This window comes from Bacillus sp. MMSF_3328 (genome assembly GCF_030733525.1).
Classification (GTDB): Bacteria; Bacillota; Bacilli; order Bacillales; family Cytobacillaceae; genus Bacillus_AB; species Bacillus_AB infantis.
Map to the genome: position 1 here is coordinate 213,404 of NZ_JASHIV010000001.1, position 24,815 is coordinate 238,218.

The 24,815-nt window shown below is 45.5% G+C and carries 26 protein-coding genes; 22 read left to right on the forward strand and 4 right to left on the reverse strand.

Annotated elements, in window-relative coordinates; genetic code table 11:
• Window positions 1–35 precede the first annotated feature (35 nt).
• The 16 genes from RBB45_RS01025 (at window position 36) to RBB45_RS01100 (ending at window position 15,977) form a co-directional block, all read left to right on the forward strand.
• Window positions 36–434 carry a cytidine deaminase gene (locus RBB45_RS01025; protein ID WP_009791400.1) on the forward strand — a complete coding sequence of 133 codons (399 nt, stop codon included), beginning with the start codon at window positions 36–38 and terminating at the stop codon, window positions 432–434.
• Complete coding sequence (gene era / locus RBB45_RS01030) at window positions 427–1,356, forward strand: GTPase Era (RefSeq protein WP_009791401.1); 930 nt, start codon at window positions 427–429, stop codon at window positions 1,354–1,356. The genes RBB45_RS01025 and era overlap by 8 nt, the downstream gene beginning before the upstream one ends.
• Before the next feature lie 156 nt (window positions 1,357–1,512).
• Window positions 1,513–1,656: a YqzL family protein gene (locus RBB45_RS01035; RefSeq protein WP_009791402.1), complete on the forward strand. Its 144-nt coding sequence runs from the start codon at window positions 1,513–1,515 to the stop codon at window positions 1,654–1,656.
• 29 nt (window positions 1,657–1,685) lie between these two features.
• A complete protein-coding gene (gene recO, locus RBB45_RS01040) occupies window positions 1,686–2,447 on the forward strand; it encodes a DNA repair protein RecO (RefSeq protein ID WP_009791403.1) in 762 nt (253 codons plus the stop codon).
• Window positions 2,448–3,169: 722 nt separating this feature from the next.
• A complete protein-coding gene (glyQ, locus tag RBB45_RS01045; protein ID WP_022544204.1) occupies window positions 3,170–4,066 on the forward strand; it encodes a glycine--tRNA ligase subunit alpha in 897 nt (298 codons plus the stop codon).
• Window positions 4,053–6,125, forward strand: coding sequence for a glycine--tRNA ligase subunit beta (glyS, locus tag RBB45_RS01050; RefSeq protein WP_306009023.1), 2,073 nt, complete (start codon window positions 4,053–4,055; stop codon window positions 6,123–6,125). The genes glyQ and glyS overlap by 14 nt, the downstream gene beginning before the upstream one ends.
• 190 nt (window positions 6,126–6,315) lie before the next feature.
• Window positions 6,316–6,948: a transcriptional regulator CcpN gene (ccpN, locus tag RBB45_RS01055; RefSeq protein ID WP_009791406.1), complete on the forward strand. Its 633-nt coding sequence runs from the start codon at window positions 6,316–6,318 to the stop codon at window positions 6,946–6,948.
• Between the two features lie 24 nt (window positions 6,949–6,972).
• The gene (locus tag RBB45_RS01060) at window positions 6,973–7,791 is read left to right on the forward strand and encodes a pyruvate, water dikinase regulatory protein (protein ID WP_009791407.1); all 819 of its coding nucleotides are present in this window, start codon (window positions 6,973–6,975) and stop codon (window positions 7,789–7,791) included.
• 278 nt (window positions 7,792–8,069) lie between these two features.
• Entirely contained in the window at window positions 8,070–8,537 is a 468-nt protein-coding gene (locus tag RBB45_RS01065) for a YaiI/YqxD family protein (RefSeq protein WP_224951682.1), read from the forward strand.
• 45 nt (window positions 8,538–8,582) lie between these two features.
• Complete coding sequence (dnaG, locus tag RBB45_RS01070) at window positions 8,583–10,394, forward strand: DNA primase (RefSeq protein ID WP_009791409.1); 1,812 nt, start codon at window positions 8,583–8,585, stop codon at window positions 10,392–10,394.
• Between the two features lie 48 nt (window positions 10,395–10,442).
• Window positions 10,443–11,567 (forward strand): RNA polymerase sigma factor RpoD, encoded by a 1,125-nt coding sequence (gene rpoD, locus RBB45_RS01075; RefSeq protein WP_009791410.1) that lies wholly within the window; start codon window positions 10,443–10,445, stop codon window positions 11,565–11,567.
• A gap of 96 nt (window positions 11,568–11,663) precedes the next feature.
• Entirely contained in the window at window positions 11,664–12,185 is a 522-nt protein-coding gene (locus tag RBB45_RS01080; protein WP_035401200.1) for a hypothetical protein, read from the forward strand.
• A gap of 96 nt (window positions 12,186–12,281) precedes the next feature.
• On the forward strand, window positions 12,282–13,421 hold the full coding sequence (locus RBB45_RS01085; RefSeq protein WP_306009024.1) for an acyl-CoA dehydrogenase family protein: 1,140 nt from the start codon (window positions 12,282–12,284) through the stop codon (window positions 13,419–13,421).
• A 194-nt stretch (window positions 13,422–13,615) separates the two neighbouring features.
• Window positions 13,616–13,981 (forward strand): cytochrome c550, encoded by a 366-nt coding sequence (gene cccA, locus RBB45_RS01090; RefSeq protein WP_009791414.1) that lies wholly within the window; start codon window positions 13,616–13,618, stop codon window positions 13,979–13,981.
• A 171-nt stretch (window positions 13,982–14,152) separates the two neighbouring features.
• Complete coding sequence (locus RBB45_RS01095) at window positions 14,153–14,875, forward strand: tRNA (adenine(22)-N(1))-methyltransferase (protein WP_009791415.1); 723 nt, start codon at window positions 14,153–14,155, stop codon at window positions 14,873–14,875.
• Window positions 14,862–15,977, forward strand: a complete 1,116-nt coding sequence (locus RBB45_RS01100) for a Nif3-like dinuclear metal center hexameric protein (RefSeq protein ID WP_224951527.1) — start codon at window positions 14,862–14,864, stop codon at window positions 15,975–15,977. The genes RBB45_RS01095 and RBB45_RS01100 overlap by 14 nt, the downstream gene beginning before the upstream one ends.
• Window positions 15,978–16,013: 36 nt before the next feature.
• Here RBB45_RS01100 and RBB45_RS01105 read toward each other — a convergent pair whose 3' ends face one another.
• Together RBB45_RS01105 and RBB45_RS01110 are read right to left on the reverse strand one after the other, a co-directional pair.
• A complete protein-coding gene (locus RBB45_RS01105) occupies window positions 16,014–16,955 on the reverse strand; it encodes a 4-hydroxy-3-methylbut-2-enyl diphosphate reductase (protein WP_009791417.1) in 942 nt (313 codons plus the stop codon).
• 195 nt (window positions 16,956–17,150) lie between these two features.
• Complete coding sequence (locus RBB45_RS01110) at window positions 17,151–17,723, reverse strand: YqfQ family protein (protein ID WP_148949022.1); 573 nt, start codon at window positions 17,721–17,723, stop codon at window positions 17,151–17,153.
• Window positions 17,724–18,106: 383 nt separating this feature from the next.
• Here RBB45_RS01110 and RBB45_RS01115 point away from each other — a divergent pair, with 383 nt between their 5' ends.
• On the forward strand, window positions 18,107–19,417 hold the full coding sequence (locus tag RBB45_RS01115; RefSeq protein ID WP_009791420.1) for a DEAD/DEAH box helicase: 1,311 nt from the start codon (window positions 18,107–18,109) through the stop codon (window positions 19,415–19,417).
• Between the two features lie 28 nt (window positions 19,418–19,445).
• On the forward strand, window positions 19,446–20,342 hold the full coding sequence (locus RBB45_RS01120; protein ID WP_224951525.1) for a deoxyribonuclease IV: 897 nt from the start codon (window positions 19,446–19,448) through the stop codon (window positions 20,340–20,342).
• A gap of 681 nt (window positions 20,343–21,023) precedes the next feature.
• Here the strand turns inward: RBB45_RS01120 and RBB45_RS01125 are convergent.
• Window positions 21,024–21,278, reverse strand: coding sequence for a DUF2624 domain-containing protein (locus RBB45_RS01125; RefSeq protein ID WP_022544200.1), 255 nt, complete (start codon window positions 21,276–21,278; stop codon window positions 21,024–21,026).
• Window positions 21,279–21,448: 170 nt separating this feature from the next.
• Here RBB45_RS01125 and RBB45_RS01130 point away from each other — a divergent pair, with 170 nt between their 5' ends.
• The 3 genes from RBB45_RS01130 to zur are packed head-to-tail and all read left to right on the forward strand — an operon-like array spanning window position 21,449 to window position 23,576.
• Complete coding sequence (locus RBB45_RS01130) at window positions 21,449–22,246, forward strand: metal ABC transporter ATP-binding protein (protein WP_224951523.1); 798 nt, start codon at window positions 21,449–21,451, stop codon at window positions 22,244–22,246.
• Complete coding sequence (locus RBB45_RS01135; protein ID WP_101550318.1) at window positions 22,243–23,106, forward strand: metal ABC transporter permease; 864 nt, start codon at window positions 22,243–22,245, stop codon at window positions 23,104–23,106. Before RBB45_RS01130 ends, RBB45_RS01135 begins: the two co-directional genes overlap by 4 nt.
• Window positions 23,107–23,162: 56 nt before the next feature.
• On the forward strand, window positions 23,163–23,576 hold the full coding sequence (gene zur, locus RBB45_RS01140; RefSeq protein WP_022544199.1) for a zinc uptake transcriptional repressor Zur: 414 nt from the start codon (window positions 23,163–23,165) through the stop codon (window positions 23,574–23,576).
• A 39-nt stretch (window positions 23,577–23,615) separates the two neighbouring features.
• Here zur and RBB45_RS01145 read toward each other — a convergent pair whose 3' ends face one another.
• Window positions 23,616–24,185, reverse strand: a complete 570-nt coding sequence (locus RBB45_RS01145; RefSeq protein WP_306009025.1) for a hypothetical protein — start codon at window positions 24,183–24,185, stop codon at window positions 23,616–23,618.
• Between the two features lie 166 nt (window positions 24,186–24,351).
• Here RBB45_RS01145 and RBB45_RS01150 point away from each other — a divergent pair, with 166 nt between their 5' ends.
• Window positions 24,352–24,783 carry a DUF308 domain-containing protein gene (locus RBB45_RS01150; protein ID WP_094767047.1) on the forward strand — a complete coding sequence of 144 codons (432 nt, stop codon included), beginning with the start codon at window positions 24,352–24,354 and terminating at the stop codon, window positions 24,781–24,783.
• Window positions 24,784–24,815: the final 32 nt, after the last annotated feature.

A 24,815-nucleotide genomic window follows, 5' to 3' on the forward strand; every position in this document is an offset into this window, starting at 1 on the left:
AGAATACTCCCCTCCTTCGAAAGGAAGAATGACTGATGAAGACGGAAGTGTTGATTGAAGAAGCAAAAAAAGCAAGGGACAAAGCATATGTGCCATACTCCAATTTCCCGGTGGGAGCAGCCCTTCTGACTGAAGACGGTAAAATATACCATGGCTGCAATATTGAGAACGCGGCATACAGCATGTGCAATTGTGCTGAGCGCACTGCACTTTTCAAAGCATATTCCGAAGGAGACAAAAAATATACAGCAATGGCAGTTGTAGCTGATACAGAGCGTCCGGTTCCTCCATGCGGAGCCTGCCGCCAGGTTATTTCAGAATTATGCCCAAATACGATGAAAGTGGTTTTGGCGAATTTAAAAGGGGATATAAATGAATTAACAGTAGAAGAGCTGCTGCCTGGAGCTTTTTCACCGGAGGACCTTAATGAATAAAGAATGGAATAGCAATCGCGAACAAACTCATAAATCTGGATTTATATCTATTATCGGACGGCCTAATGTTGGTAAATCAACATTCTTAAACAGAGTCATTGGCCAGAAAATCGCCATCATGAGCGATAAGCCCCAAACCACAAGGAATAAGGTACAGGGTGTGCTTACAACCAATGATGCTCAGTTTATATTCATTGATACACCAGGGATCCACAAGCCAAAGCATAAGCTGGGCGACTTTATGATGAAGATAGCGCAGAATACGCTGAAAGAAGTGGACCTTATCCTGTTTATGGTGAATGCCGAAGAAGGCTTCGGCCGCGGCGAGGAGTTCATCATCGAGAAATTTCAGAATGTGAAGACTCCCATCTTCCTTGTCATAAATAAAATTGATCAGATTCACCCTGATAAGCTTTTTTCCATCATTGAATCCTATAAAGAGAAATACGGCTTTAAGGAAATCATCCCGATATCAGCGCTGGAAGGGAACAATGTGGATACGCTGCTGGAGCAGATCAAGCAGTATATACCGGAAGGGCCGCAATTCTATCCGGCTGACCAGGTGACAGACCATCCTGAAAGGTTCATTGTATCCGAGCTGATCAGGGAAAAGGCTTTGCACTTGACCAGGGAGGAGATTCCGCATTCCCTTGCTGTAGTGATTGACAAGATGGAGAGGCGCGAAGACAAGGACGTCATAAATGTGATGGCTACTGTCATTGTAGAACGCGATTCCCAAAAAGGGATTGTCATTGGGAAGCAGGGCGCTATGCTCAAGGAAATCGGCAAGCGGGCCAGGACAGATATTGAAAATCTGCTGGGCTCGAAGGTCTATCTGGAACTATGGGTAAAGGTGCAGAAGGATTGGCGCAACAAAATGAGCCAGCTGCGTGATTTCGGATTCAGAGATGATGAATATTAAAGGGCGATTCAGCCATAACTAACCTATTTCACCTCAACTGGAATTATGCAGACTTTTTATTAACAATTATTACGTCTTATGATTTTCTAATGACAGGCTATGATAAAGGTATGGAATTAATAATTGCTAGTTAAAAATCGAAAGGTGGGGTTTCCAATGTTGGATTTTACCTGGAAGGTCTTCAAGCAGACAGGTAATATTGACACATATCTTCTTTTTAAGGAGCTTGAAAAAGAAACTCAGGATTTGCCCGGAAGCAGTGAACATGAACTAGCAGAAGTTGATTTTCCCATCTCATAGGTTTGTCTCTTGCAGGGATGGTGGCATAAGTGTTTGAAAAATGCGAAGGAATCGTATTGAGAACAGTCAATTATGGTGAATCCAATAAAATAGTTACTCTTTATACCCGGGAATGGGGTAAGGTTGGCGTGATGGCCAGAGGTGCAAAAAAGCCTAACAGCAGGCTTTCGGCTGTCACCCAGCCTTTTACTTATGGCTACTTCCTCGTTCAGAGAAGCAGCGGGCTGGGGCTTATGCAGCAGGGGGAAATGGTCTCCTCCATGCGCTCGATCAGGGAGGATATCTTCCTGACGGCATATGCCAGCTATATTGTGGATCTGACTGATAAAACAGTCGAAGAGAAGAAGCCGAATCCGTTCCATTTTGAACTGCTTCACCAGACTTTGAATTATATGAACGAAGGCTATGATCCTGAAATCATGGTGAATATTTACGAAATGAAAATGCTCAATTCCCTTGGACTTTATCCGGTCCTGGATAAATGCTCTGTCTGCGGAAGCACTGATGGGCATTTTTCTTTTTCCATCAGGGAGGGCGGTCTCATTTGCCACCGCTGTCTGGAGAAAGACCCGTACCACTATAAGATTTCGCCGGCAGCTTTAAAACTCCTGCGCCTTTTTTATTATTTTGATTTGTCGAGGCTTGGGAATATATCAGTAAAGCCGGAAACCAAAGCGGAACTGAAAAAAATTATCTCAGCCTACTATAATGAATACTCCGGCCTCAGTCTGAAAACCAGAAAGTTCCTGGACCAGATGGATAAGATGGGCGGTTTCTTTGAAAAAGGATAATGCCTGAGGGGAGCTCACAGTCATTCTCCGATACAGGCCCCCTCCGCGTTTCGATTGTCAGCTGGAAAGCTTAGGCCCTCGAGTCTTTTCCGCATTTCGATTGTCCAGCTGCAGGGGCCATCGGCTCGAGTCATAAGCCAATCCGGCCAGGAGGTTAAAGAACAACCTCCCGTCCGGCTCGTCTTATGCTTGAGGCCCGCAGGACGCGGGTCATGCAGACGTTGCCACAGGACGTGGCGTTTTTAGTCTGCGTTCCTTGACAGCAAACGCCTTCCGCTTTTCGATATTGTCCAGCTGCAGGCGTTAGCCCCTCGAGTCTTAAGCCAATCAGATCAGAAGGTTAAAGAACAACCTTCCGCTCTGCTCGTCTTAAGCTTGTCGGGGCTGAGCAAACGCCTTCCGCTTTTCTGTATTGACTTTTATTTTGTTTTGTTTTATGATTCTCAATAATTAATAGTTCTGCTATGAAGGAAAGAAGTAGTCCGAATGATCTGTAGAAGCGAGTCCGGGATGGTGTGAGCCGGATTATGGGTGTTGGATGAAGGGCGTTCCTGAGCGGATTGCGTGCTTTGGGCACATAAGGTGGCTGCATTGAATGGCAGCAAATAGGGTGGAACCGCGGGTAACTCTCGTCCCTATGCTTTTTGGAGCATAGGGACGAGAGTTTTTTTGTGCTTTTTCCCAATGCTCTGATTACACAAATACCTATTGGAGGTGCCAGGATGAATATTCAAAATATGATTCTGACTTTGCAAAAGCACTGGTCAGAGCAGGGCTGCATCCTTATGCAGGCTTATGATGTCGAGAAAGGTGCAGGAACGATGAGCCCGTACACGTTTTTGCGTGCAATTGGGCCTGAGCCATGGAATGTGGCCTATGTAGAGCCTTCACGCCGCCCGGCGGATGGAAGATATGGCGAAAATCCAAACCGCCTTTATCAGCACCATCAATTCCAGGTGATCATGAAGCCGTCTCCTGACAATATCCAGGAACTGTATCTGGATTCTCTTCGCGCCCTTGGAATTAATCCTTTGGAGCATGATATCCGGTTTGTGGAGGATAACTGGGAGAATCCTTCCCTGGGATGTGCCGGATTAGGCTGGGAAGTGTGGCTTGATGGAATGGAAATTACGCAATTCACCTATTTCCAGCAGGTTGGCGGCATTGAATGTAAGCCTGTTTCTGTGGAAATCACATACGGAATCGAGCGTCTTGCTTCGTATATCCAGGATAAAGAGAATGTCTTTGATCTTGAGTGGACTGAAGGCTTTACTGTAAGGGACATCTTCCTGCAGCCTGAATATGAGCATTCCAAGTACACATTTGAAACCTCTGATCCGGATATGCTTTTTAACTTGTTTAATATTTATGAAAAAGAAGCCCACAGGCAGATGGAAGAAGGTTTGGTTCATCCGGCATATGATTATGTGCTGAAATGCTCCCATGTTTTCAACCTGCTTGATGCGAGGGGAGCCATCTCTGTAACAGAAAGGACCGGTTATATTGGACGCTGCCGGAACCTGGCGCGGAAGGTCGCAAAAACATTCTATGAAGAACGGGAAAAATTAGGCTTCCCGATTTTACAGCGGAAGGGAGAGATTGAAAATGGCGAAGCGTGATTTATTGCTTGAAATCGGCCTTGAGGAAATGCCGGCAAGATTTGTAACAGATTCCATCAACCAGCTTGCTTCCAAAGTGGAAAAGTGGCTGGAGGAAAAGAAGGTGCCGCACGGAGGCATCAGCGCCTTTTCAACTCCCCGCCGTCTTGCTGTTCTTGTAAAGGATGTTAGTGAAACACAGGAGGATATCCATGAAGAGGCGAAAGGTCCGGCCAGAAAAATCGCCCAGAATGAGGCTGGAGAGTGGTCAAAGGCTGCGATCGGCTTTTCCCGGGGCCAGGGCATGGACGTGGATGATATTTATTTTAAAGAAATAAATGGCATTGAATATGCACATGTAAATAAGTTCATTAAAGGAGCCGAGACTGCTTCTATCCTGCCGGAGCTGAAGGATATCGCGGAAAGCCTTACTTTCCCTAAAAATATGCGCTGGGCAGACAGGGATATGAGGTATGTAAGGCCGATTAAATGGATTATGGCTCTTTTCGGCCAAGATGTAATCCCGTTTGAAATAGCCGGGGTGCCTGCATCCAACTGGACTCTCGGGCATCGTTTTCTTGGGGAAAAGGTGGAGCTCACTGAGCCTGCAGAATACGAAAAAAGCCTGCTTGGCCAGTTTGTCCTTGTCAATGCAGAAGAAAGAAAAAGTGGGATCCGCAGCCAGATTGAACGCTTGGCAGAGGAAAATAACTGGGTGATTCCAGTGGATGAGGATCTGCTGGAGGAAGTAACAAACCTTGTTGAGTATCCAACGGCGCTCTTCGGAAAATTTGAGGAGGAGTTTCTTGAAATTCCTGAGGAAGTGCTGATCACTAGCATGAAAGAGCATCAGCGCTATTTCCCTGTCAAGTCTGCAGAAGGAAAGCTGCTGCCTTACTTTGTCACTGTGCGCAATGGTGACCATAACCACCTTGAACAAGTGGCAAAGGGGAACGAGAAAGTGCTTCGCGCCAGACTCGCTGATGCAGCTTTCTTTTACCAGGAAGACCAGAAGATGGATATTGAGTCAGCGCTTCAGAAGCTCGGCAGCATCGTCTACCATGAGGAGATCGGTACCCTTGCTGAGAAAGTTGAACGAGTTAGAAAGCTTGCCAATGAGCTGGCAGAATCGCTTTCTCTCAATCCTGAAGAAAAGAAAACGGTTGACCGTGCCGCAGAAATCAGCAAGTTTGATCTGGTGTCACAGATGGTATATGAGTTCCCTGAATTGCAGGGCTTCATGGGTGAAAAATATGCTGCCCAAAAAGGTGAGGATGCCGCTGTTGCTAAAGCCATCAATGAGCATTATATGCCGCGGAATGCAGAGGATTCTGCACCTGAAAGCAATGAAGGTGCAGTCCTTGCAGTTGCAGAGAAATTGGATACGATTTCTTCCTTCTTTGCAATTGGCATGATTCCAAGCGGCTCGCAGGATCCATACGCTTTAAGAAGGCAGGCAGCAGGCATCGTCCAGATCCTCGCTGTTAAGGGATGGAAGCTTGAGCTTGAAGAAGTGATCAAGAAGTCGCTTGCACTTGTCAAAGAGTCAGGCGTCGGAAAGAAAGAGGAAGAGCAGGTATATGATGAACTGCTGTCCTTCTTTAAACTCCGCATCAAGCATACTCTGCAGGAGCGCAGCATCCGCTACGATATTATTGATGCCGTTTTATCAGGAAAGATCGGTTCAATGGCTTCTTTAATTAAGAGAGCGGAAGTATTGAATGCCCACAAAGGAGAAGACGGTTTTAAAGAGAGCATGGAGGCTTTGAGCCGTGTGCTGAATATTGCTTCCAAAGCAGAACACCCTGCAGCAGTTGATCAGGGGCTTTTTGAAAATAAGGAAGAAACGGAGCTGTACAGCCGTTTCCTTGAAGTTTCCGCAAAGATCGGCAATGGTGTTGAAGAGGAAGAATACTATATGCTGCTCGTATCTATGAGACCTGAGATCGGTGCCTATTTCGAAAATACAATGGTCATGGCCGATAACACTGCTTTGAAGGAAAACCGTTTAAGCATGATGGCCGAAATCGCATCACTGATCCAGGCATTTGCCAAGGTAAACGAAATAGTAGTCAAGTAAGAAGTAATTTTTGCTTTTTAGCTTGCTAAAAGATATGATTATGCAGAGAGCCTGTCAAAAATTCCGACAGGCTCTTTGAAATTTTTTCCTATATGCCAGGTTAAAAATGTTAAAACATTCTTTTCATTTATAGCAAATAGTATATAATATTTTTATAAAAGTATAACATTATTAGCTGGCAAGCAAGGTGGTGAGGACAATAGAGCTTAATAAAAGACAAGAATTAATATTGGATATCGTGAAAGAAAATGGACCAATCACAGGTGAACATATTGCAGAGAGGCTGAACCTGACAAGGGCAACCTTAAGGCCTGATCTGGCCATATTAACTATGGCGGGCTATCTGGATGCAAGGCCGAGGGTCGGCTATTTTTATACTGGCAAGACAGGTGCCCAGCTTCTGACTGAAAGCCTGCAGAAGCTGCTGGTGAAGGATTATCAGTCCATCCCGGTGGTCGTGAATGAAAATGTATCGGTCTATGATGCGATAGTTACGATGTTCCTGGAAGATGTCGGTACATTATTCGTTGTCGATCAATCTTCTCTGCTGGTCGGCGTCTTGTCCAGGAAGGACCTGCTGAGGGCAAGCATTGGAAATCAGGAGCTTACAGCCCTTCCGGTAAATATCATCATGACGAGGATGCCTAATATTACAACCTGCAAAAAAGACGATCTGCTGATTGAAATAGCCAATCTGCTGATCGAAAAACAGATAGACGCTTTGCCGGTCGTGAAAGAAACCGATAAGGGCTTTGAAGTAACAGGCAGGATCACAAAGACCAATTTGACAAGGGCGTTCCTTGCTCTTGCAGAACAAAGGTGATTTAGAAGAGAGGATGGATGAGCAATGGGTACAGTGCCGATCATCTATGTTGTTTCCGATTCAGTGGGGGAAACAGCAGAATTAGTGACGAAAGCGGCCATCAGCCAGTTCAATGGCAGCGATCTGACAATAAAAAGATTTCCTTATGTTGAAGATAAATTTAATATCGATGAGGTATTATCGCTCGCGAAAATGGACCAGGGAATGATTGCTTTTACATTGGTAAAGCCTGAAATCCGCAGTTATATGGCAGAAGCAGCAGCCAGGGAAAATATTTATGCGATCGACATCATCGGGCCATTGATGGACAGGATCCAGTCGATCTGCGGGGAAACCCCCTTGTATGAGCCGGGCCTTGTCAGGAAGCTGGATGATGACTATTTTAAAAAGGTGGAAGCAATCGAGTTTGCTGTGCAGTATGATGACGGCCGCGATCCACGGGGAATCCTTAAGGCTGATATTGTTCTTGTCGGCGTTTCAAGGACCTCGAAGACGCCTTTATCCCAATATCTCGCACACAAGCGGCTTAAAGTCGCGAATGTCCCGCTCGTTCCGGAAGTTGATCCGCCTGAGGAGCTGTTCCAGGTATCGCCTTCCAAGTGCTTTGGCTTAAAAATAAGTCCTGAAAAGCTGAATAATATCAGGAGGGAAAGGCTCATTTCACTCGGTTTGAGCGATAATGCCAGCTATGCCAATCTTGAACGGATCAAAAGCGAGATCAGCTATTTTGACCAGATTGTAACCAGGATCGGATGTCCTGTGGTCGATGTTACAAATAAGGCAGTGGAAGAAACGGCAAACGTCATTTTTGACCTTTACCGGAGAAATATTTCTGCAAAGTAGCACATACTCTTGTGAATATGTGCTTTTTCTAATTTTAGGCAGTACATTCCGGTTAATGAGAAAATTAGGGCTGTACAGTAAAAAATAATGGCAAAACTGACTTTTATGCACTATAATAAAAAATTGTGATAAAAATATTCATCATTAGGTTTAGACTTACCACATAACGAATAAACTATTTATTGTGAGAAGTCAAGGCAGGCATCTAAAAAAAATTCGACATGAATCTCTTGTGAAAAGTTGCTCTATTAAAGAAGGAATATGCGGAGTGATGTAGAATTACTAGTACATTAGGGAAAAGAAGCATCCTGGTTGACGCTGATTCTTGTCCTGTTAAGATGGAAATTGTCGAAATTGCCAAAGGCTTTGAAATCGAACCGGTTTTCGTCGCTTCCTACGCACATATGGTAAATGACTTTGGCGGGGCTGTCTGGAAGTTTGTTGATTCAAGCAAAGAAGCAGCAGATCTGTTCATCATGAATCATGTGAAAAAGGGGGACGTTGCAGTCACACAGGATATCGGCCTAGCCTCAACGCTGCTGCCTAAAGGGGTTTATGTTCTTTCTCCCAGGGGAACCTTATACGAAGAAGAGCATATCCATACAGCTCTGGATATGAGGTATCTCAGTGCCAAAGCAAGGCGCCGGGGGCAATATGGAAAAGGCCCTAAGCCTTTCACCCAGGAAGACCGGAGCAGGTTTGTGAAGCAATTGACAAAGATTTTGTCGAATCTTGCAGGAAAATAGCTTTTTTATCACGAATACCTCATAAGTAAAATTGGAGTTGTTCTCATGGCAGAGCGAATTTCCGAAGCGAAACTGGATGAAATCCGGCAGGCTACAGACATTGCCGATGTAATCGGTGATCATGTTCAGCTCAAGAAACAGGGGCGGAACTATTTTGGCTTATGTCCATTCCATGGAGAAAACTCGCCATCTTTTTCTGTTTCCCCGGAAAAGCAGATTTACCATTGCTTTGGTTGCGGAGCCGGAGGGAATGTGTTTTCGTTCCTGATGGAGCATGAAGGCTATTCTTTTCAGGAAGCTGCTGTCAAACTTGCAGAAAGAGCGGGGATTCAGCTTGATATTGAAGCCGCATCCGCAAAGCAGAGCTCGCTGCCCGAAAATCTCCAGCAGATGATAGAGGCGCATGAGCTTCTCCGGAAATTTTACCATCATTTGTTAATGAACACAAAGGATGGCCAGCACGCACTGGAGTATTTGCTTGACAGAGGCTTTACCAAAGAGTCGATTGAGAAGTTCCAGATCGGTTATTCCCTGGATTCATGGGATTTTGTATGCAAGTTCCTTGTAAAAAGGAAATTCAATCCTGAATTCATGGAAAGAGCTGGGCTTATCATCAAAAGGGACAGAGATGGCAGTTATTTTGACCGCTTCCGCGATCGGATCATGTTTCCGATCTTTGACCGCAAAGGAAACACGATTGCTTTTTCCGGAAGATCGCTCGGGGCCGGAAATGAGCCCAAATATCTGAACAGTCCGGAGACAGCAATCTTTAATAAAAGTAAAATCTTGTATAATTTCCACCTGGCAAGACCGGCAATCCGCAAGACACACCAGGCGGTCCTTTTTGAAGGGTTCGCGGATGTTATTGCTGCAGACCGTTCTTCTGTTGAGAACGGGGTTGCCACAATGGGGACTGCATTGACGCCTGAACATGTTGCAATGCTCAGGAGAAATACTGAGTCTGTCACCATTTGCTATGATTCGGATAATGCCGGAATAGAGGCGGCCTTTAAAGCCGCTAAAATGCTGTCTGAGGCTGGCTGCGGCATCAAGGTTGCCATGCTGCCTGATGGCATGGACCCGGATGACTACATCAAACAGCACGGAGCTGAAAAGTTTCGCAATGATGTAATCGAGTCCAGCATTACCCACATGGCGTTCAAGTTTCTTTATTATAGAAGGGGCAAAAAGCTCCAGGATGAAGGAGATCGGCTTCTATATATAGAAGAAGTACTTAAGGAAATCAGCCTTCTTGATAAGGCTGTTGAAAGAGATCATTACATGCGCCAGCTGGCTAATGAATTTTCTCTGTCACTGGAAGCGCTGAAGCAGGAGCAAAAGCAGATATACTTTGCCGAGAAACGAAAAAACCAGGGCAGTTCTGCCCCAGCACAAAAGAAGCATATGATCGTTTCACGGCGCCAGGATTCGCTCAAGCCTGCTTTTCATACAGCTGAAAGAAGATTGATTGCCCATATGCTGAGAAACAGCGATACTGCTTATAAAGTCCAGGAGCTTCTCGGAGGCAGCACCTTTAACATTGATGATCATCAGGCTATCATTACTTATTTATTTGCTTTTTACGAAAAGGGGAATAGCCCCGATCCAAGTGCCTTCTTAAATTTCGTTGAAGATGCAAAGCTTAAGCGGATCATTGCGGATATCGAGATGATGTCGGTTAATGATGAGCTGACTGAGCAGGAGCTCAATGACTATATTAAGCAGGTGTTGAATTATCAAAAGATGTTAATGATAAAGGAAAAGCAGGCTGAAGGGAAGGAAGCCGAACGGCAGAATGACTTTGCAAGGGCTGCATCGATTGCAATGGAAATTATTCAACTGCGTAAATTGCTATAGATAAGCTTTTATACGACTGGTTTGTGATTTTTGGAAGGAGGGGGACTTATGGCTGAAAAGTCAGCCCGTTCAAAAGAGGTTGATTCAGAGTTGACCATGGAGCAAGTGAAGGAACAGTTAACGGAAGTAGGAAAGAAAACCGGGGTGCTCGCATATGACGATATCGCGGAAAGGCTTTCCAACTTTGAATTGGATTCCGATCAGATGGATGAGTTTTATGAGTTTCTTGGAGATCAGGGGGTAGAGCTTGTCGGCGACAACGATGATGCGGACCCTAATGTCCAGGAGCTTGCCAAGGGTGAAGAGGAATTTGATTTAAACGATTTAAGCGTTCCTCCAGGAGTTAAAATTAATGATCCCGTCCGCATGTACCTGAAAGAAATCGGGCGTGTGGATCTTCTTTCTGCACAGGAGGAAATTTCCCTGGCCAAGCGGATCGAGGAAGGCGACGAAGAGGCAAAGAGAAGGCTGGCGGAAGCCAACCTGAGGCTCGTAGTCAGCATTGCCAAAAGGTATGTCGGAAGGGGCATGCTGTTCCTTGACCTGATCCAGGAAGGGAATATGGGCCTGATCAAGGCAGTTGAGAAATTCGATTACCGTAAAGGCTACAAATTCAGTACGTATGCAACATGGTGGATCCGCCAGGCCATTACAAGGGCGATTGCCGACCAGGCAAGGACGATCAGGATCCCTGTCCATATGGTGGAAACAATCAATAAGCTTATCAGGGTGCAGCGTCAGCTTCTCCAGGATCTCGGCCGCGAACCGACTCCGGAAGAAATTGCAGAAGACATGGATCTGACACCGGATAAGGTCAGGGAGATTCTTAAGATTGCCCAGGAGCCTGTTTCACTTGAAACACCGATTGGGGAAGAAGATGACTCTCACCTCGGCGACTTCATTGAAGACCAGGATGCGACTTCGCCATCTGAGCATGCTGCATATGAGCTCCTGAAAGAACAGCTTGAAGACGTCCTTGATACGCTTACAGACCGTGAGGAAAATGTCCTGAGGCTGCGTTTCGGGCTTGATGACGGGCGTACGCGCACTCTGGAAGAGGTCGGAAAGGTCTTCGGCGTAACCAGGGAGCGTATCCGCCAAATCGAGGCGAAAGCACTTCGCAAACTGAGGCATCCAAGCCGAAGCAAGCGGCTTAAAGACTTCCTCGAATAAAAAAACATTGTCAGAAAATAGTTTACTTCTTAAAATAGAGGTAAACTATTTTTTTTGAAAAAAATGCCTTTGGATTTCCGGACGGGATGGGTGGATATGGATAGAGCGAGAAAAGACATGATTGTAAAAGAAATTTTATACTGGAAGGATAATCGCATGCTTCCTGAGCATTATTGTGATTATCTGCTTGCTTTGTATACAGAAGGGAATCGGCCGAAGGATAAAGCTCGAAAGGCAAAAGGGTTTTATTTTCTCAATATCATTCTCTTGCTGCTGATTCCTCTGTCGCTGTTATTCATTTATTTTACTGAATTATCTTTCATTTTGCAAATGGGCCTTCTGATTTTTTTTACAATTACTGGAGTTTCTCTTGCTATTTATTTTACTAATAAAGGAATTGCGCCGCAACTGCCTCTCGCTGTTTCGGCTTTAATATTGCTTTTGATATCGGTTGAAATGGCATCTCATTTTTTCCCGCATCATAATACAGCCTTGTATGGAGCTTTAATGCTTAATTGTCTGCTTTGGATTGCGGCTGCCTGGAAATTCCGTCAGCACTATTTTGGAATATCCGGCCTGGTAGGACTCATCATCATTGTTATTTCTATTTTCATATAATAAATTAAATTTTAAAGTTTTTAAATGTTGAGAAAATTAATCCCTTCCTCGTATAATGGTAATGAAAGCGTATACAAAACTTCGAGGGGGATTTGCATGAATTTTGAATTGACTGCCGAACAAAATATGATTCTGAAAATGATCAGGGAGTTTGCTGATGAAGAAGTTGCTCCCGGTGCACTGGAAAGGGACAGGACGAAAGAATTCCCTAAAGAAATATTTAACAAATTATCTAATATGGGTGTGATGGGGCTGCCGTTCCCTGAAGAATACGGCGGCGGAGGGGCTGATACAGTCAGTTTTGCCATTGTGACTGAAGAGCTCAGCAGGGCATGCGGTTCGACGGGAATCACTTATTCAGCCCATATTTCCCTTGGCGGGGCCCCCCTTTATCTTTTTGGGACTGAAGAGCAAAAGCAACAGTATCTGGTTCCGATCTGCACTGGAGAATCATTCGGGGCTTTTGGGCTTACAGAGCCTAACGCGGGATCAGATGCAGGCGGTACAAGGACGAGCGCGGCAGAAAAAGATGGGGAGTTCATCATAAATGGCAGCAAATGTTATATTACAAATGCGAGCTATGCAAAGCATCTGGCCATTACAGCGGTCACGGGGGGAAGCGGGGCGGATAAAGAAATCAGCGCCATCATTGTGCCGACAGATGCAGAAGGGTTCAAGGTAATCGATAATTACGAAAAAATGGGGCTTAATGCTTCTAATACCACAGAGCTTGTGATGGAAGATGTGCGTGTGCCGACTGAGCACTTGCTCGGCAAAAAAGGCGAAGGTTTCAAGCAATTCCTGATTACATTGGATGGAGGCCGGATAGGGATAGGCGCCATGGCTGTCGGTATCGCCCAGGCTGCTTATGAAAAAGCATTGCAGTATGCAAAAGAGAGGACTCAGTTTGGCCGCTCGCTGTCCCAGTTCCAGGCTATCCAGTTCAAGCTCGCTGATATGGCGATGAAAATTGAGCTTGCCCGGAATATGGTCTATAAAGCAGCATGGCTCAAGGACCAGGGAAAGCCATTTACGAAAGAAGCGTCCATGTGCAAGCTGTATGCATCGGAAATCTGCATGGAAGTGGCTGACGAGGCAGTCCAGATCCATGGGGGCTATGGCTATATGAAAGACTATCATGTAGAACGCTATATGAGAGATGGAAAGCTGACGGAAATCGGAGAGGGAACGTCAGAGATACAGCGTATGGTGATTGCGCGGCAGATCGGCTGTTAAGGACAACTGGCTCCATTTATATGGAGCTTTTTAATTTAGCTGGCAAAACAGAGGCGGAATCTTCCAATTTCGAACATACTGTGACAAAGTTCAGTTTAGGGCTTTTCCTTCCATGGGTTTTCAAGTAAAATAGAGATTGTTTGTATTATATAATATACTTGACTGAGATGTTCTTACATAAGGGAGGTTAAAACATGAACCGAAATCCATTAATTCCGTTTCTTTTGATTGCTGTGCTAGGCATTGGAGCTATGTTCCTCGTTTCCTTCAAAGGGCTGGGCGATGCTAAGGACCTTGCGGCTGAGCAGGAAGGCGGCGGAGAAGAACAGACTGAAGAGGTTGCAGCCAACCCGGAAGACATTTATAAACAAACCTGTATCGGCTGCCACGGCGACCAGTATCAGGGTGGGGTAGGTCCTGCTTTGACAGGCGTTGGCGACCGCTATTCACAGGATGAAATCGCTGACATCGTTGTTAACGGTAAAGGATCCATGCCGCCAGGGCTTGTTCCGCAGGAAAAAGCAGGCGAAATGGCTGAATGGCTGGCAGGCCTGAAATAATGTGACAGTTAAAGAAAAGCCTTTCTTTTGAAAGGCTTTTCTTTATTTTGGAGCTCCGATCAGACTCCTGGATATAAGTCCTGCCAGGCTGCTGGACATTGCTTTCCGGCTTTTTTATACTAAGAGAATAATTATGTACCTGAATCTATGTAAAGTGGTGTGATGTAAGAGATGAATACAGAACAATTATCACAGCGGCTGGCACGTGTCGCTGAATATATTCCGGATGGGGCAGCCTTTGCTGATATAGGCTCAGACCATGCCTATCTCCCATGCCATGTAGTCTCTAAGGGCAAAGTGCCTTTCGCAGTCGCAGGCGAAGTGGCAGAGGGTCCCTTTCAATCTGCAAGGAATCAAGTCAACCAGGAAGGGCTGGGCGATAAGATAGCTGTCAGGAAAGGGAATGGCCTGGAAGTGATTGAAGGCGGAGAAGTCGATTGTGTAGCCATTGCCGGAATGGGTGGCGCCTTGATTGCCAGTATTCTTGAAGAGGGAAAAGAAAAGCTGTCTTCAGTGAAAAGGCTTGTCCTTCAGCCTAATATAAGCGCCATTTCAATCCGTAAATGGCTTATTGAAAACGGCTGGGAGCTTATAGAAGAGGATATCCTTGAAGAGGATGGAAAGATATACGAAATCCTGGTTGCAGAGCATGGAGAGCCGCTCCGTCCCTACAAGGGGAAGGATGAGAATAGCGCCTTTCTTTTTGGCCCCTTCCTTACAGCGCAAAAAACGGATACCTTCCAGAAAAAATGGCAGCATGAAATGAAAAATTGGCAAAGGATTCTGCAGGAACTGGATAAAGCTGCAGACTCGGAAGAAACACGGACAAGGAGGCTGGAGCTCGGTCAAAAAATCTCTATGGCAGAGGAGGCAGTAAAGAGTGAAAAAAGTTAACGGCCATCAAATCATCTCTTTGTTTGAGGAGTTCTCTCCAAAGAACCTGGCAATGGAAGGCGATAAAATCGGACTGCAGATTGGCGGACTGAATAATAAGGTGCAAAATGTCATGATTGCTCTTGATGTGCTGGAGGAGGTCGTTGATGAAGCCATCGAAAAGAATGTGCAGCTCATCATCGCCCATCACCCCCCGATCTTCAGGCCATTGCAGAAAATCAATACGGATACAGCAGCCGGAAGGATTATCGAGAAGCTCATAAAGCATGATATAAGCGTATATGCGGCCCATACGAATCTTGATGTGGCTGAGGGCGGCGTGAATGACCTCCTGGCGGAAGCTCTTGGTTTAGAGAACACAGAAGTGCTTGTGCCCACACATGAAACCAGCCTGAAGAAACTGGCTGTTTTCGTACCGCTTGAAGCAGCTGAGGCTCTGAGAGAGGCGCTGGGCAGGGCAGGTGCCGGGGCAATTGGAGATTACAGCTTCTGTGCCTTCTCTTCGGAAGGAACCGGACAGTTTATGCCCGGGGACTCAGCCAACCCTTACATCGGGACCAGAGGCCGCTTGGAAAAGGTAAAGGAAGTCAAGGTGGAAACAATTTTTCCGGATCATCTGGAAAAGAAAGTGATTTCTGCAATGATTAAAGCCCATCCATATGAAGAGCCTGCCTATGATATTTATCACCTTGATAATAAAGGCCAATCACTTGGGCTTGGACGGGTCGGAACAATTCCTGAAACAACGCTTGAAGAATTTGCTGGAAAAATTAAAGAGGCATTCGGGCTTGACAGGGTCCGGGTAGTCGGAGATCTGAACTCTCCTGTCAGGAAAGTGGCTGTCCTGGGCGGGGATGGAAATAAATATTTTACCCAGGCCAAGTTCAAAAGCGCGGATGTGTATGTAACAGGGGATCTGTATTATCATACTGCGCATGATGCAATGATGATGGGCCTGAACATTATTGATCCAGGCCATAATGTAGAAAAGGTCATGAAGAAGGGTGTGGCTCATATCCTTGAAAAAATGGCCAGGGAAAAGGGATATGATGTGAATTTTATTTCCTCAGAAGTGCATACAGATCCTTTCAAATTTATATAAAGAAAAGAGCTGCAGCGATTGCTGCAGCTCTTTTCTTTAAGCTCTCTTGATTTTTGGAAGCACTTTGCTGAGAGGCACTTTCTTCTCGGTTTTCCACGTTTCCGGATCATTAGGATCGAACTGCTGAAGGAAAGTGATGACTTCTTTTGTTATTGGTGTAGGAGTAGAAGCTCCTGCTGTGACAGCCGCCTTTTTGGCATCTTTCAGCCATTCGATCTTCAGTTCAGAAAGATCGGCAATCCGGTATGCGGTGGTGCCTGCAATTTCCTCGGACACCTGGGCAAGGCGATTGGAGTTGTTGCTCTTTGGGTCACCGACTACAATCAGTACATCGGCTTCTCCTGCCTGTTCAGCGACCGCTTCCTGCCTCACCTGGGTAGCCATGCATATTTCTTTATGGAACTCTGCATGAGGGTATTTCTCTTTTATCTTATCCATGACAGTGACGACATCCCATTGGCTCATAGTCGTCTGGTTGGTAACAATGATTTTGCTGCTGTCCAGGGTGAGCTTGCCGACATCTTCTGCAGTTTGTACAAGAGATACTGCATGCGGAGCAACTCCAAGGGCGCCTTCAGGCTCAGGATGGCCTTTTTTGCCGATGTAAATGATCTGATAGCCTTCAGCGTCTTTTTCCCTGATCAGATCATGGGTCCTTGTCACATCCGGACAGGTGGCGTCAATCGTTACGAGCCCCTTTGATTTAGCAATTTCGCGGATTTCAGGGGAGACGCCGTGCGCCGTGAAAATGACAGTGCCTTTGTCGACTTTTTCAATGATATCTTTACGGTTTTCTCCATCCAGCGTTATAATGCCTTCTTCTTCAAATGCATCGGTGACATGTTTGTTATGGACAATCATGCCCAGTATATAAATCGGCCGCGGCAGGTTTTTATCCAAAGCGGCATTCCTTGCTATGACCATTGCATCGACAACCCCATAGCAATAGCCCCGCGGCGAAATTTTTAAAACATCCATTCTCCAATCCTCCCATTGCAGTGGAACTGAAACTTATTTTTAAGAGAATCAACTGCCCCTACATTATATAAGACTTGTAGAGATATTACAAAAGGGGGCATTCAATTGGCAGTAAAAATCATTGCATTTTTCAAAAGCTGGATGAATGAGGCCAAAACAAAAAGAATGCGCAAAAAGCTGCATTCTTCACGGATTCTAAATATACAGCTTGGGTGAGGAACTGCCCTTTCCAGGAGCTTTGGCACGTTTGGGAGCTTCTGAAGGCTGGTGGGACCCGGCTGTTTCAGTTTTTCTTTTCTCAGGCGGGGAGGGGGCTTTTTTAGTTTCAGAAACTGCCTCCTTTTCACTTTCTTCATTTCCGGAGCTCTTCAATCCTCTGTACAGTTTCCACATGGCCGGAAGATTTTTGACCATTGGGCCATACTGCTGTACCATCGGTCCGAATTGCTGAGCTGTATTGAGCATTTTCTGTGTATTTGACAAGAATCCCGAAATGCTGGACGGGTTGGCAATCGACTTCAGGAATCCGCCTGAACCGGCTGCATTGGCAGCGCCCGGAGCTGCGGCGCGCATGCTATTCAAACCACCGGCTGCAGATGCTGGATTCCCGCCTTTGCCCAGAAGCTTGGCCAGCAGTCCTCCGCCTCCCTGGCGCGTCTGCTGCATAGGTCCCATCATGGGGCCGAAATTGGGCCTGGCCTGCATCGGGCCTCTAAATTGCGGCGGCATTCCTCCGCCCTGCATCGGAAAACGGGGTCTAGGCTGCATAATTTGCCTCCTTTACTTAAAAGTTTCTCCTTATGTAAGCTATGCACCTGTCATGAAATTGGTTTAGGTTTCTGCGGATGTTTCCCTATTTTCATGTTTGCCGGGCATTTAGTAAGTGCCTGTTGAGGAACATTTCTGCTGATTCCGTGCTTATTTTTGTGATCCAGATTTCACATGGCATGCACAATATCGGGCTGGATGAGTCCCAAATAAAGTTGGAACAATGCCAAAGCCTATTAAAAACTCCCTGAATGGCTAAAATAATAATATCAGCGGTATTGGTGGTCTTTTGCATGAAACTTTATTATAATAATATGATGGACAAAGACTGGTGAGGCAAGTTGTCCACTCAGGCTGCGGCCACTAACTATAAGGAGTTAATTATGACGGAAACGAAATTCGAACGCTACGAACTTAAGCCATTTATTATAGAAGCTGTTAAAAAGCTCGGGTTTTATGAGCCCACAGAAATACAGGAACGCCTGATCCCGATTATCCTTAAAGGGGATAGTGCGATTGGACAGTCCCAGACAGGCACCGGGAAAACTCATTCCTATATTTTGCCGATCCTTCAGAAAATTGATCCTTCGAGGCAGGGGGTACAAGCTGTCATAACTGCTCCGACAAGGGAGCTGGCCACCCAGATCCATAAGGAAGTACTTAAAGTAACAGAGCAGGCTGATGGCGATGAGGAAATCAGCTCCAAACTGTTTATAGGGGGAACAGATAAACAGAGGACAATTGAGAAGCTGAAAGTGCAGCCCCAGGTAGTAGTAGGGACACCGGGCCGGATCAACGACCTGGTCAAGGAAAATGCACTTCTCGTCCATACCGCTTCAATGCTGGTCGTGGATGAAGCTGATCTGATGCTGGATATGGGCTTCCTTGAAGATGTAGACCAGGTTGCAGGCAAGATGCCTGAAAAGCTTCAAATGCTTGTATTCTCGGCAACAATCCCGGAAAAGCTGAAGCCATTTCTGAAAAAGTATCTGGAAAATCCAAAATTCGTCCAAATAGAGCCCAAGCAGATTGCAGCTGCAAAAATTGAGCATTATCTGCTCCCTTCAAAGCACAAAAATAAGACGGAAATTGTCTTTCGTGCATTGGAGGCATTTAATCCATATTTGGCGATCGTCTTTACAAATACTAAGAAAAAGGCTGATGAAGTCGCAGATGCCCTTATGCAAAAAGGCTTAAAAGTAGGCCGCATTCACGGAGATCTCAGCCCTCGTGAGCGCAAGAAGATGATGAAGCAGATTATGGATCTGGAATTCCAGTATATTGTTGCGACCGATCTTGCTGCCAGAGGCATCGATATCCAGGGAATCAGCCATGTGATCAATTATGAGCTGCCGACCGATCTGGACTTTTACATCCACCGTGTAGGCCGCACGGCAAGAGCAGGATCTTCCGGCATCGCTCTCACGATTTATGATACGTCAGATGAAGATGCGCTGAACAGGCTGGAAAAGCTGGGGATCGAGTTCAAGCATGTTGATCTTCAAAAGGGTGAATGGATTGATTTGGGCGACCGCAATAGACGGAAAAAGCGGCAAAGGCAGACGGATGAGATTGATGCTCATGCTCAATCCCGTGTGAAAAAACCGAAAAATGTAAAGCCAGGCTATAAAAAGAAAATACAAAGAGAAGTAGAGAGCATCAAGAAACGCCAAAGAAGGCTTAAAAAGAAATAAAGGCAGGCTGCCGGAGGGAGAGAATGAAATGCTTAAAATTGGTTCGCATGTGTCGATGAGCGGGAAAAAAATGCTCCTTGCCGCAAGTGAGGAAGCTGTATCATACGGCTCCAGCACTTTCATGATTTACACAGGAGCCCCTCAAAATACACGCCGGAAAAAGATTGAGGATTTGAATATTGAGGAAGGCAGGCGCCATATGGAGGCCAATGGAATTGACAATATCATTGTCCATGCCCCATATATCATCAATATAGGAAATACCACAAATCCTTCGACCTTTGAGCTGGGAGTCAACTTTCTGCGTTCGGAAATAGACCGGACTGAAGCAATCGGCGCCCGACAGATCGTCCTTCATCCCGGTGCGCATGTTGGTGCAGGAACAGAAGAGGGCATCAAAAAAATCATTGAAGGGCTGAATGAAGTCCTGAATGGCGAGGAAAATGTCCAGATTGCTCTGGAGACAATGGCAGGCAAAGGCTCTGAATGCGGGAGAAACTTCGAAGAGCTGGCCATGATCATCGATGGGGTCAAGTATAATGATCATCTATCCGTCTGCTTTGATACATGCCATACGCATGATGCCGGCTATAATATCGTAGAAGACTTTGATGGCGTCTTGAATGAGTTCGACAAAATTGTCGGGCTCGACCGCCTGAAGGTGCTTCATATCAATGACAGCAAAAATGAGCGGGGAATGAAAAAGGACCGCCATGAAAACATCGGGTACGGACATATCGGCTTTGACGCTTTAAGTTATATCGTCCATCATCCGCAGCTTTCAGAAGTCCCGAAAATCCTTGAGACGCCATTTGTCGGGGAAGATAAGAACAGCAAAATGCCTCCATACAAATACGAAATTGAGATGCTCAGGAATAAGGAATTCAATGAAAACCTTATTGCGGACATCATGGAAGGCAAATAAATGAAATACAGCTGCAGGGTGCTGCAGCTGTATTTTTTATGAGAGAGGCTTCAGGCTAAAGAGGTAATCATTCCCTGCCGATTAGGTGTTAAGCAGAAAAGAATTACAATAACCCTGTTGATTGCAGTGGAAGGCACGTAGACTCCAGCGGGATTGCAGCGAAAAAGTTGAGACCCCGCAGCGCGGAGCGTGAGGAGGCTCAACTTCGCCCCGCGGAAAGCGAAGTGCCTGCAACGGAAATCAACAGCCCATACTAACATCTATGGTTCTTTATATTGGGTATAGGCTGCAGACTAAACTGAAGTTTTGAGTATACGTTCCTCTGATGAGCAAAGCTTTTCCGCATTTCTATTTGTCCAGCAAGGTAAAGAACACCTTCTATTCCTAAGCGCCTTATGCTTGTCGGGGCTGAACAAGGCTTTTCCGCATTTCAATTTGTCCAGCTCCAGCGGCTAGAGACTCGAGTCATAAGCCACCAGAGAATTAAAGGCAAAGAACGCCTTTTATTCTCTGGCGTCTTATGCTTGTCGTCTCTGGGCAAGCCGCCTCCGCATTTTAATTTGTCCAGCTCCAAAGCCTAGCCCCTCGAGTCATAAGCCACTTGGGAATTGAAGGCAAAGAACGCCTTCTATTCCCAAGCGTCTTATGCTTGTCGGGGCTGAGCAAGGCTTTTCCGCATTTCTATTTCGTAAATTGCATAAACAGCTTGTTTACTTCCCTTGCTGTGTCGGGTCCGGCAATTTTGGCAATTTCCTTAATGATCTTGGAGCGTTCTGAATCCTGGAAGATATTTACCTGTTTACCTCTTAAGTAATTGGCAATCTGCTTTGCCTGTGTCTGATTTATGGATATTTGGAATTGCTTAGCGTATTTTAAAAGCTCTTCAGTCGTTATCGTGCTGACTTTATGATTGATGATGTTTTCGAATATTTTCATTTTCTCCCACCTCCTCTGTACCATATGTACAATAGCCCGGAAATGTTACTGAAAATTGCCTCCAGAATAAAATTAAACCATTCAGCCCGGTTCTCTTTACTTTAGGGAAAAGTTCCGTTATACTACTTAAGTTAAATCGGAATCATTCTTATATTAAAAAGGTGATAAAAATGAAAGACCAAACTCCCATAATTGAGATATCAAATCTCACTTATAGATATGAAAAAGAAAATGTGCTGGAAAATATAAATTTAACTGTACCTGAAGGGGCATTCCTTGGGATAGTAGGACCGAATGGTTCAGGAAAATCCACTCTCCTAAAAATGGTCCTGGGGCTTCTTAAGCCGCAGAAAGGTGACATTTTTCTGTTTGGACAGCCAATCGGAAAATTCAGGGACCAATCAAAAATCGGCTTTGTTTCCCAAAAGGCGAACTCCTTCAATACCGGATTTCCTGCGACTGTTTTTGAGGTGGTTTCAAGCGGCCTTACGAAAAAGCTTGGCCTGTTCCGTTTTGCCGGCAGGCAGGAGCGGGAAAAAGTTGCGGAAGCGATCGAATCAGTCGGCTTAACTGCTTTTTCCGGACGCAATATAGGGGAGCTATCCGGAGGGCAGCAGCAGCGGGTCTTCATTGCGAGAGCGCTTGTCAGCAGCCCAAAACTGATGATCCTTGATGAACCGACTGTCGGGGTTGATGCACAGAATGTGCAGTCATTTTATCAGATGCTTGAGGATTTAAATAAAAAACTGGGCATTACGCTTGTTCTTGTCACGCATGACATTGGTACGATAACCGATAAGGTTTCGCATGTAGCCTGCCTGAATAAGCATCTTCATTTTCATGGAAGGACAGAAGAATTTGAAGAATTCGATCGGAATGAGGTTTCTGAGTTTTACGGTCACGGGCTTCACGTCCTTCATCATGACGATCACCATCACCATCATCACCATGAAGGAGGGACATTATGATCTCCGCAATCCTTCAGTATGAATTTTTGCAGAATGCTTTTTTGACCGGCATTATTATCGGCATCATTGCCCCGATTCTGGGTGTATTCATTGTTGTCCGCAGGCTGTCGCTGATAGCCGATGCCCTGAGCCATGTTACACTTGCAGGGATTGCTGCCAGCCTCCTCCTGGAAAAGAAACTTATGCTATCCGGCGGCCTGAACCCGATGTATATGGGAATGGCATTTTCAGTTGCAGGCTCACTTTTTATTGAAAAGCTGAGAGCTGTTTATAAGCATTATCAGGAGCTTGCGATACCGATCATTCTTTCAGGAGGCATCGGGATCGGAGTGATCTTCATTTCTCTGGCGGACGGCTTCAATACAGATCTGTTCAGCTACCTGTTTGGAAGTGTAAGTGCGGTCAGCAGGACAGATCTGTGGTTAATTTTAATCATTAGCGCTGTTGTGGCAATTCTTATAGTATTATTATATAAAGAGCTATTTTTGCTTTCCTTTGATGAAGAGCATGCAAAGGCATCCGGGATTGCCGCAAAAAGTGTCCATTTCATTTTTATCGTAATGGTTGCCCTGGTCATTGCGGCCTCCATGAGAATTGTCGGGATTTTGCTTGTTTCGTCCCTGATGACACTCCCGGTAGCTGCCAGCATCCGCATTGCGAAAGGATTTAAGCAAACCATTCTTTTCTCGGTGATTTTTGGTGAAATCTCAGTCCTTGGGGGACTGTCGGTTTCATATTACCTGGATCTCGCTCCAGGAGGGACGATTGTAATGATTGCCGTCCTAATTCTTGTGTTGACCATTTTAATAAAATCCCTGCTCCTGAAACTTGCAGCCGGTTCTGAAAAAGCAGGGGCATAGGAAGGGCCAAGAACAGCTGCCGGGAGAAGGCAGCGCGATTTAAAGAGGTGATTGCAATGAATGTGGAAGAAGCCTTGATTCTTTTAAAAGAAAAAGGATATAAACATACAGGGAAGCGTGAGGAAATGCTGCAGTTCTTTTCTGACAGCAATAAATACCTGACTGCCAAAGATGTACTTGATAAATTGAAGGACGATTATCCCGGGTTAAGCTTTGACACTATATACCGGAACCTTTCTTTGTTTGTGGATTTGGGGATTTTTGAAATGACCGAGCTGTCCGGAGAGAAACATTTCCGTTTTACATGCTCGCACCATCACCATCACCATCACTTTATCTGCCTTGATTGCGGCAAAACAAAGGAGATTGATACTTGCCCAATGAATGGGCTTCAGGAGAACCTGAAGGGATACGATGTTTCCGGCCATAAATTCGAGATTTATGGCCGCTGCCCGGATTGTGTTCATTAATAAATGAAAAACCGGCCTGGGGGCCGGTTTTTTCGTTTTTTATTTTTCAGCTTTCAGCCACTTTTCAACTGCTGCCTTCGCCTCAAACCAGCCTTTCACCCTTATAACCCCTTCAGGGATCGGGTCGCGATTATAAGGTGTATCAAAAAGGATGACGGGTATGCCGCATTCTTCATGGATCGCAACTGCATTATCATGCTTGTCTTCAAAGAATATATCCACTTTGTGCTTTTTTGCAGTACTGATTTTATCATGAGAGCCGATCAATTCTATATGATGGAAATGAAGCTCGTTTTCAAGAAACCATTCTTCGGTCAATTTCTGAAGGGTAGAGCCGCGTGCACTGATAAAGTACAGCTCATGCTTTGATTCCCATTCTTTCAGGACCTGTTTTGCTCCTGAAGCCAGCGGGGAGTTGGCATAAATCTTTGGTTCATTATCAAGGAACCATTTTGCAAATTCTTCTTCGCTTATGTCAACCAGAGGATTTAAGTCATACTCTTTTACATCCTCCAGGGTCAGGTTTAATTGAAACGCTTCATTCAAATAGGGGATGATCGAGGAAGGGCAGGTCACTGTCCCATCGATATCAATGCCAAATCTTTTCATATGTTTTTTCTCCTTATATGGATGTCTCATACCATCTTAACAGAACTAGTGCCCGCCAAAAAGGATTGCAGGAGAAATGCCTGTTTTTTTATCCATACATTAGCATCGTAAAACAGGGGGAAAGAGCAGATAATAAATAATGCCCCTATAGAAGGGGGCAGCTAATTTGCCATTACTAACAAATCAGGCTTCTGAAAGCGGAGGGATTATATTGGCAGATCAAGAACGCTCTCAGCAAGAACAAGACCTTCGTCACAGCGAAGAGCTTGGCGAAAATAATGAATATGGATCAAGGAATTATACAGAAGAAACAGCCGCTGAAATCGCAGCACCTGTTTCGCTGGGAAGAGACAGCAGCGGGGAGGACTACCGCGGGGAAGAAAATGCCGGGATGGACCTTTCTGGCGGTATGATGGGGTATGGAGCTTTAGCGCTTTCGATTCTTTCACTGTTTGTCCTGCCAATTCTGTTTGGCGCTGCCGGCATCATTCTCGGCTTCATAGCGCGCAGAAGAGGGGCGCGCACAACCGGGGCCTGGGCAATCGGCATCGGTGCCGTCTCCATTATCATCGGAATCTTTATCCTTCCGTTCTTTTAGGCGGAAAAGGGAAAAAAGACCGGCTCACAATT